The sequence below is a fragment of the Staphylococcus sp. NWU MK-U1 genome (assembly GCF_033283505.1).
In the GTDB taxonomy this organism is placed as follows: domain Bacteria; phylum Bacillota; class Bacilli; order Staphylococcales; family Staphylococcaceae; genus Staphylococcus; species Staphylococcus haemolyticus.
In genome coordinates this window covers 1-8664 of record NZ_JAVSMG010000015.1, presented here as the reverse complement: position 1 = coordinate 8664, position 8664 = coordinate 1, and the positions used below count along the sequence as shown (strand labels likewise).

General features: G+C 34.3%; 7 protein-coding genes and 1 other RNA gene. All 8 read right to left on the bottom strand.

The window, feature by feature from the left end; all coding sequences use genetic code 11:
- Window positions 1–480 precede the first annotated feature (480 nt).
- The 8 genes from recR to treP all read right to left on the bottom strand — a co-directional run bounded on the left by recR (window position 481) and on the right by treP (window position 8465).
- On the bottom strand, window positions 481–1077 hold the full coding sequence (gene recR / locus SBL16_RS12090) for a recombination mediator RecR (RefSeq protein WP_011276782.1): 597 nt from the start codon (window positions 1075–1077) through the stop codon (window positions 481–483).
- 6 nt (window positions 1078–1083) lie between these two features.
- On the bottom strand, window positions 1084–1401 hold the full coding sequence (locus SBL16_RS12085) for a YbaB/EbfC family nucleoid-associated protein (RefSeq protein WP_001213992.1): 318 nt from the start codon (window positions 1399–1401) through the stop codon (window positions 1084–1086).
- A gap of 152 nt (window positions 1402–1553) precedes the next feature.
- Window positions 1554–3269, bottom strand: coding sequence for a DNA polymerase III subunit gamma/tau (gene dnaX, locus SBL16_RS12080; RefSeq protein ID WP_107612113.1), 1716 nt, complete (start codon window positions 3267–3269; stop codon window positions 1554–1556).
- 68 nt (window positions 3270–3337) lie between these two features.
- Window positions 3338–3865 carry a GNAT family N-acetyltransferase gene (locus SBL16_RS12075; RefSeq protein ID WP_107612112.1) on the bottom strand — a complete coding sequence of 176 codons (528 nt, stop codon included), beginning with the start codon at window positions 3863–3865 and terminating at the stop codon, window positions 3338–3340.
- Between the two features lie 305 nt (window positions 3866–4170).
- Window positions 4171–4440: signal recognition particle sRNA large type (ffs, locus tag SBL16_RS12070), an RNA gene on the bottom strand.
- A 90-nt stretch (window positions 4441–4530) separates the two neighbouring features.
- Window positions 4531–5256 carry a trehalose operon repressor gene (gene treR / locus SBL16_RS12065; protein ID WP_107612111.1) on the bottom strand — a complete coding sequence of 242 codons (726 nt, stop codon included), beginning with the start codon at window positions 5254–5256 and terminating at the stop codon, window positions 4531–4533.
- Between the two features lie 32 nt (window positions 5257–5288).
- Entirely contained in the window at window positions 5289–6923 is a 1635-nt protein-coding gene (gene treC / locus SBL16_RS12060; RefSeq protein WP_317954267.1) for an alpha,alpha-phosphotrehalase, read from the bottom strand.
- A gap of 93 nt (window positions 6924–7016) precedes the next feature.
- Window positions 7017–8465, bottom strand: coding sequence for a PTS system trehalose-specific EIIBC component (treP, locus tag SBL16_RS12055; RefSeq protein ID WP_107612109.1), 1449 nt, complete (start codon window positions 8463–8465; stop codon window positions 7017–7019).
- Window positions 8466–8664 lie beyond the last annotated feature (199 nt).

The following is an 8664-nucleotide window of genomic DNA, read 5'->3' as shown; positions in this document are numbered from 1 at the left end:
AATAGTGTTTGTAACATTTAAGTTACTGTTTTTGGAATTAACGTTGACATATTGTCATTCAGTTTTCAATGTTCATTTTTGTTACCAAAAGAATTAATTATACTCGTTATCAGCTTTAAAGTCAATAACTTTTTTTATTAATTTTTGAAGTGTTTTAATGTTCGTTGATTTGTTTCGCTCAACAAATATATACTATACAGGCTTTCAGTCGTTTTAACAACGGTAAAAATTACACTAACAATAATTAAAAATCCATACAAAACCTTAATAAACGAACTAAATATAGATTTAAATAAATTATCGTTCGTTTTTGATCCGAAATAAGAATTTAATACCCTATATACAACATTTTATTCACTCAAATAACAAACTTTAAAAAATTTACGATTTTTTTAAAATAAATTAAAAAATCGCTATTACAAATCGAAATATAACTTTAATAGCTATATTTACTGACAATTTGTAAATAGCGACCTTATTTTACATTTCTGTTCTTCCAGCTATTGCTTTAGATAAAGTAACTTCATCTGCATATTCTAAATCTCCACCTACTGAAAGTCCTTGAGCTAATCTAGTTACCTTAATTCCAATAGGTTTCACTAATCTAGATATATACATTGCTGTTGATTCACCTTCTAAATTAGGATTCATTGCCAATATTAATTCTTTAACCTCTTCATCTTTTAATCTATCTATTAAAGTTGGGATATTAATGTCTTCAGGCCCAATGCCATCCATCGGGGAGATAGATCCATGCAGTACATGATAGAGACCTTTGTATTCTCTCATTTTCTCCATTGCAATAACATCTTTATCATCTTCGACCACACATATTACTGAACGGTCACGTTGCTTATCTTCGCAAATATAGCAAGGGTCGTTTTCAGTTATATGTCCACATACACTACAATAGGTAAGCTCACGTTTAACATCTACCAAGGCTTTAGCAAATTGGACTACATCGTCTTCTTTCATATCTAAAGTATGAAACGCCAGACGTTGAGCCGTCTTGGGACCAATGCCTGGCAGTTTCATGAAACTATCTATTAATTTAGATATCGGTTCTGGATAATGCATCTATAATTACATTCCCGGAATGTTTAAGCCTTGTGTATGCTTACCTAAACGTTCTTGAGTTAATTCGTCAGCTTTGTTCATCGCTTCATTTGTTGCTGCTAAAACTAAATCCTGTAGCATTTCAATATCATCTGGATCTACTGCTTCTTCTTTAATTTCAACATCTACAACTTCTTTATGACCAGTAACTGTAACTGCTACCATGCCACCACCAGCTGTACCTACAATGCGTTCTTCTTTTAATTTTTCTTGTTCTTGAGCCATTTTCTTTTGCATTTTTTGCATTTGTTTCATCATTTGTTGCATATTTCCGCCACCGCGCATAATATCATTTCCTCCTTGAATGTATCGACATTATCTTTTGATTTATATTTTATTATACATACGTTTATATTTATTGTCATGTATCTCTGTTTCATGACCCGTTTCGACAATTCACTAACTAAAGTAAGTTCATTCTATTCATAAAATAAGTTCTATTCTTCGTCTATTAAATGCACTGTTTCTTCTCCAAATAAATCACGTGCTTTCTGTGCTACATCAGTGTCTTGTTGCTCTTCTCTATCATTAGATGACGTTTGATGTTCTTCTTTATCGTGCTGTTTTCTACTATTAATATATTCTGTTCGCACTCTCATCCATTGATCTGAAGGGACCCCGACTACTTCAACATTCTTATTAATGATATTTCTTACTACATTTTCAATGCTATTTCTTTTCTCATCATCTCTATTCACAATTTCACAGTGAATTTCTTCATCAAATTGAATTAATACTCGTTTTTCACTAGCAGCTACAGGAATTGAGTTTTGTAATAAGCTTACTAATGATTTTTTATCATTCTTTTTCGCATAATCTACTACTTCTAGCCAATGTTTCTTCAATAATTGAATATCTTCTTTATTTGCTTCATCTAATACCTTAGCAATATTTGTCATTGAAAATGTGCCTTTATTCTGACGTTTGCCACGTGTGTTTGATTGAGATGATTGTTGTTTTGAACTTGCTTGAGCAATACCTTGTGCTTTAAGTGTTTTCAGTTCATTTTCTAATTGTTCCATACGTTGCAATAACACTTCGTTGTTAGGTTGTGATGCAACTTGAGTCGTTGCTACATTAGTAACAGTATCAGGTTGTGATTTCACCATTTCAGCAATTTTCACTAATAGCACTTCAAAGTGAACATTTTGATTCACACTAAATCGTATTGAAACTAATGTATCATTAATAATATCAATCATATGGTAGAGCATGTCTAAATCAAAATTCATTAACGCATCAAATTCAGCATGATTATTTACAGTTTTATTCATAATTGTATCGCGAACAAAATAAATCATGTCATTTATAAGACGATTAACTTCTTTTCCTTCAGAAATAAATTGATGATAGCGTGTAAATGCATTTTTAACATTACCATCAACGACATCTTTAAATAATTCATTTAAAGCCGCTTCATCTACACTACCTGTTACGTCTAATGCGTCTTGTAGCGTAAGGTGCTCATCACCAAATGCGATAGCTTGGTCCATGATACTTAATGCATCTCGCATTCCACCTTCAGATGCTTTCGCAATAAACTCAAGTGCTTCATTATCATAATCTAACTGTTGTTCTTCAGCGACAAAGCGTAAACGATCAGTAATTTGTTCAGTACCAATCGCTTTGAAGTCAAATCGTTGTGCACGCGAAATAATTGTAGGCGGGATTTTGTGTGGTTCAGTTGTAGCAAGGATAAATATGGCATGTGCTGGTGGTTCTTCAAGCGTCTTTAATAGCGCATTAAAAGCCCCAGTTGTTAGCATATGTACCTCGTCAATAATATACACTTTATATTTCGATTCACTAGGTGCATACTTCACTTTATCTCTAATATTTCGAATCTCATCTACACCATTATTACTCGCAGCATCAATTTCGATAACATCACCATTCGTACCTTGTGTAATACCTTTACATATAGCGCATTCATTACATGGTTCACCGTCTTGAGGATTTAAACAGTTTATCGCTTTAGCAAATACTTTAGCAATACTAGTTTTACCAGTCCCACGAGGTCCACTAAAGATATAGGCATGAGACTGTTTACCTTTGGAAATGGCGTTACGTAACGTCTTAGTTACATGTTCTTGACCCACAACATCTTGGAAACTTTGGGGTCTAAACATTCGATACAAAGCTTGATAATTCACATCCGCACCTCCGTTAACAATTACTCTACATTATATCACGCATTATCATTTAAGTTTCAATGAATTTATTAAGTCATATCAGCATCTTGCACAATGCCATGGGGGTATTCGTCCAGTTGATCCCATAAGAATTTCACACGCAAAGCGGATGGATTGGTTTCTTTTGAAAAAATATTATGTTTGTCCGCCGGTTCATAACCTAATTCTTCGAAATATGCCGGGCAACATCCCACAACAATAGTCGTATAATGTTGAGATTTAGCACGTTCTTCAACAGCTTGAACTAAAGCTTTACCTAATCCCTCATTACGATATGGTTTATCTACTATAAGAGAAGCTAGTTCCAAAGCTTTGTAACGTTGGTCATCCGCTTTTAAATTAATTTCACTGAGCATGATGTGTCCTATAATATCGCCAGCTTCATTTTTTGCAATCACTTCAAGTTCATAATTATAGTTTAATGCTCTGCGTAGTCTTGAAATGAGTTCTCTTTGCTTTTGACCAACACCTTGACCTTTGTGATCGTAACTTGATTCAATCTTATTTAATGTTTCAATATAATCCATTTCAGTTAATGTACTTAAGAACAGTCGCATATTGACACCCCTTTGATTAGTCCAAGCGTTCCCCATTTTATGTTCGAACAAACCATTTTCCCATTTTATACTCATTCATACATATTCTATACAAAAAACGAGCCTGGGACAAAATCAATGTCTCAGGCTACAATTATATATTGGCAGTAGTTGACTAAATTAAAACTACACTTATAACAAGCATTTTTAATTTTAGTCAATCTTGCCAGGGCAGAACAATGAATTCATAAAGATTACTGTCCTACTCCTCACTTAAATTTATATTTAAAATTTTATTTGTCTCGGTTACTTTAAAAATTAAAAAACCGTGCACCTTCGAATCGAGTGTGTATCATAAACGTTACCGAAGTCGACAGCTAAATCTCGGCTACCCTACGGCACATATGAGGATCCACTTAATGCTGCTTCCGTCAGGACCTGACATGATTCATGGGTTCATATTGCATAGGACCGAAATCTTCAAACACTACGTGCTTCGGGCAGACTTCACAAAAACACACCCTCAACAAAGGAATTAAGTCTCGCATAAAGCGGATTTCGAGTACAGGGAACCGCTACCTCCCCACCTAGCACGGTAAGTTTTATAATACTATAAACTTTCTTCCGATTGCAAGCGTAAAGTTTCAATTAGTAATTCAATGAATCGAAACCAGTACAATTTCATCTTATAATTTGTGTCGTCTTGAAAATTCTTGGAATTTAAACTCTGTCGCTAAATGCTTCGACACATTGTATTGGAATGGCATCGTATTTTTTAAATAAACGACACTTCTCACTGTTGCGGTATATGGCGGTTGTATTTTTCCAAAAACATCATATTCTCTTTCAGTAAAAGGCTCAAAGGTAATCGACTTACTTGAATAGCTGATATCTAATCCTAATTGCGTTTCTAAGTAATGATATATAGAATCTTTTGCTACTGAATCCGAAATATTGGACACTATTGAAGTTAAAAAGTAATCTTCATCCAAAATTTTGACCTTTTGATTGACGTTTCTCGTGCGTACTACATGGATTAGTACATCATCATTACTAATATTCAATTGCTTTTTAACATGAGGAACTGAGTTTGCTTTAACCAATTCGTTAATGAGCACTTCCGTTTCATGCTTAAGATTAAGTTCCTCTTGCACTTCTTTGAAGCTAATCAATTCTGAGAACGGAAACTCCGTGATACCTTGATCTATTACAATGGACCCCTTACCCCTAATTTTTTGAATCATGCCATCATTTGCTAATAAATCCAATGCTTTTCTAACAGTCTCACGTGACGTTCCGTATAGCGTTAATAATTCATGTTCTGAAGGTAGTTGTTGTCCGTATGTGTATTCGCCCTCATGTATTCGTTGTTTAAGTTGTTCATATATTGTTATGAATTTTTGTGTAGCCATTTGTTTCTCCATTACATCAATCTATTTACTTTTTATTGAACATTAATCACTACTGCACCAAATGGAGATACTTCACCATTTTCTATTGTACCGCTTTGAATTATCGTCGTCCCCTTACTATTAAGGTCTTCAGGTAATTTTATTGTTTCTTTTGAAAAGTTAGCAACGACTAGCCACGTTTGGTTGTCATAATTTCGACGATAAATGAATAAATGTGGATGTTCCATATACATCGGCTCGATATCACCATACGTGATGATATCGTGTTCATGACGTAATTTGATAAGTTCGCGATACGTGTGTAGTACAGAGGTAGTATCTTCAATTGCCGCTTCTACATTAATGTGTTCTGCATTGTTAGGAATATCAATCCATGGCGTACCTGAAGTGAAACCTGCTTGTTTCTCTGATGTCCATTGAATAGGCGTTCTAGAATTGTCACGTGATTTTTGACCTAAAATTGTTAGAACTTCACTTTCATCAATACCTTGTTGCATTAGATTATCGTAAGCATTACGCGACTCGACATCGCGATATTGTTGAATAGAATCAAAGTGTGGATCTGTCATGCCAATTTCTTCACCTTGATAGATATAAGGAGTTCCTTGCAACATGTGTAATGCGATTGCCAACATTTTAGCACTTGCTTGACGATTCTCTTCTGTAGAATCATCGCCAAAACGAGAAACAACGCGTGGCTGATCATGATTACACCAGAAAATCGCATTCCATCCTCCACCTTCAAATATTCCAATTTGCCAATCCATCAAAATTTCTTTTAATTTTAAAAAGTCTAATTTAGCGTTCGACCACTTTTCTCCATCGACATAATCTACTTTTAAATGATGGAAATTAAAGACACTACTTAACTCTTGTCGATCTGGTCTTGTATAATTGATACAATTATCAATTGTTGTAGAGGACATTTCTCCTACCGTCATCATATCTTTATCACCAAATGTATGACGATTAAGTTCATGGAGATATTCATGTACACGTGGACCGTCAGTATAAAATTCTTTACCAATTTGTGGTGAGTCTTTAAATTCGCCTTTTGAAATAAGATTAATTACATCAAAGCGGAAACCATCTACACCAAATTGAATCCAATGATTAACAACCTCATATAAAGATTGTCTAACCTTTTCATTATCCCAATTTAAATCTGCTTGTGTAACATCAAATAAATGTAAATAATATTCATCCGTCTTCTCATCATATTGCCAAGCATTTCCACCAAACTTAGATTCCCAATTAGTTGGAGGGCCATCTTGAGAAGGCTTGAAGTAATAATAGTCACGATAAGGATTATCTTTAGAACTAATCGCTTCTTTAAACCATTGGTGTTCTGTAGACGTATGATTAATAACTATATCTAACATGACTTTTAAATCACGCTTATGCGCTTCGCTTATTAAAGTTTCAAAATCTTCCAATGTACCAAAGCGTTCATTTATTTTTAAATAATTACTAATATCGTACCCATTATCATTCATTGGGGATTCATAAACAGGAGTTAACCAAATATAATCGACGCCTAAATATTGAATATAGTCCAACTTCTCAATAATGCCATTGATATCGCCCTCACCATTACCTGTAGTATCGTTAAATGATTTAGGATAAATTTGATAAACTACCGATTTCTTCCAATCTTTATGTGCCATAGATAGTCACCTTCCATTTAATTATAGTTTAATATGCATTAAAGACGCTCAATCACTTAACATGTGAAGTTTGAACGTCTTTAATTGTATTAATTATTTCGCTACAGTTTCGTCTGGCGTTGCCACCATTTTTTTAGCTTTAATTGTTGTAAATCTTGCAAAGATGATTGTCAAAATAGCTGGTATCACCATAGCAAGTAATGTGACTGGTATATAAATGAACCAAAATTCACTATGGATTGATATGAATGCTGGAACACCACCTACACCAACACTGCCTAACACCTTATTAGCGCCAATAATGGCACCTAAAAAGCTTGATGTACAAATAGCAGCGAAGAAAGGTACTTTTAACGGTAAGTTTACACCAAACATTGCAGGCTCTGTAACACCTAAAAATGCTGATACACTTGAAGTTAATGCTAAACCTTCTTCTTTTACCATTTTACGTCGTTTATAAATAAACCATGCTCCAAAAGCAGCCGAACCTTGGCAAATATTAGAAATCGCGACGATAGGCCATAAATATGTACCACCTAGTTTACTACCCATTAATTGGAAATCTACTGCTAAGAACATATGGTGTAATCCTGTAATAACAAGTGGTGCATAGAAGAAACCATAAAGTGCACCGCCTAACCAACCAGCGTGCTCAAAGACAAATTGTACTGCTCCAGTTATACCTGTACCTATTGCAAGTGCAATCGGACCAATAATAATAAATGCTAAGAAACCTGTTACGAGTAGCGCTACTGGACCAACAACCAACATTTTAATAGAATCATGAACAACTTTATTTAATGCTTTCTCAATGAGTGATAAAACATAGGCCGCAATTAAAACAGGCAACACTTGACCTTGATAATTTAATTGCTTAATTTCTAAACCAAAAAGATTCCATGTTGGAATATGTCCTTTAGCAATATCGTATTGTGAAACTAATTGTGGATGCATCAAAATAAGCCCTAGTACCAATCCCAAAATAGGACTGCCACCAAACACTTTCATACTACTCCAACCAATTAAAGCTGGTAAGAAGATAAATGCTGTACTTGCAATTACGTTAATAATATTTGATATATCACCCAACTGTGGAAACTGTTCCACAAGTGGTTTAGGACCAAATAAGTCTTTCATGGTAAGTAAATTATTAATCCCCATTAAAAGACCCGCTGTAACTAATGCCGGTAAAATCGGTATAAAAATATCTCCCAATAATTTTATAAGTCGTTGTAACGGATTACCTTTCTTCGATGCAGCAGCTTTTGCATCATCTTTTGACGATTCTTCTACACCCGTTTCTTGAATAAATTGCTTATATACTTCGTCTACAGTACCAGGCCCAATAACAATTTGGTATTGGTTATCCGCTTTAAATTGGCCTTTGACAAGTGCGTTGTCGTCTAGTGCATCTTTGTCGACTTTATTGTCATCTTTTAAAACTAAACGCAATCGAGTAACACAATGTGTTGCAGTGTCAATATTTTCTTTCCCACCAATTGCTTTAACGATGTCCTGCACGTCTTTTCTTTTTACAGCCACATCCTTCACTCCCTTGTTTATAATAGCTCAAGTATAACTTGTCTAGACAAGTTTTGTAAAGGCTTTCATTATTGTGTGCTAATTTGTGCATTAAATTTATTACTGACTACGGAGGCAATAAAGGCTCTATAATAAATTGGACTGATGACTAAAAATCATCAGTCCAATTTTTATGTTTGAATACAAAAATGGCGCAATT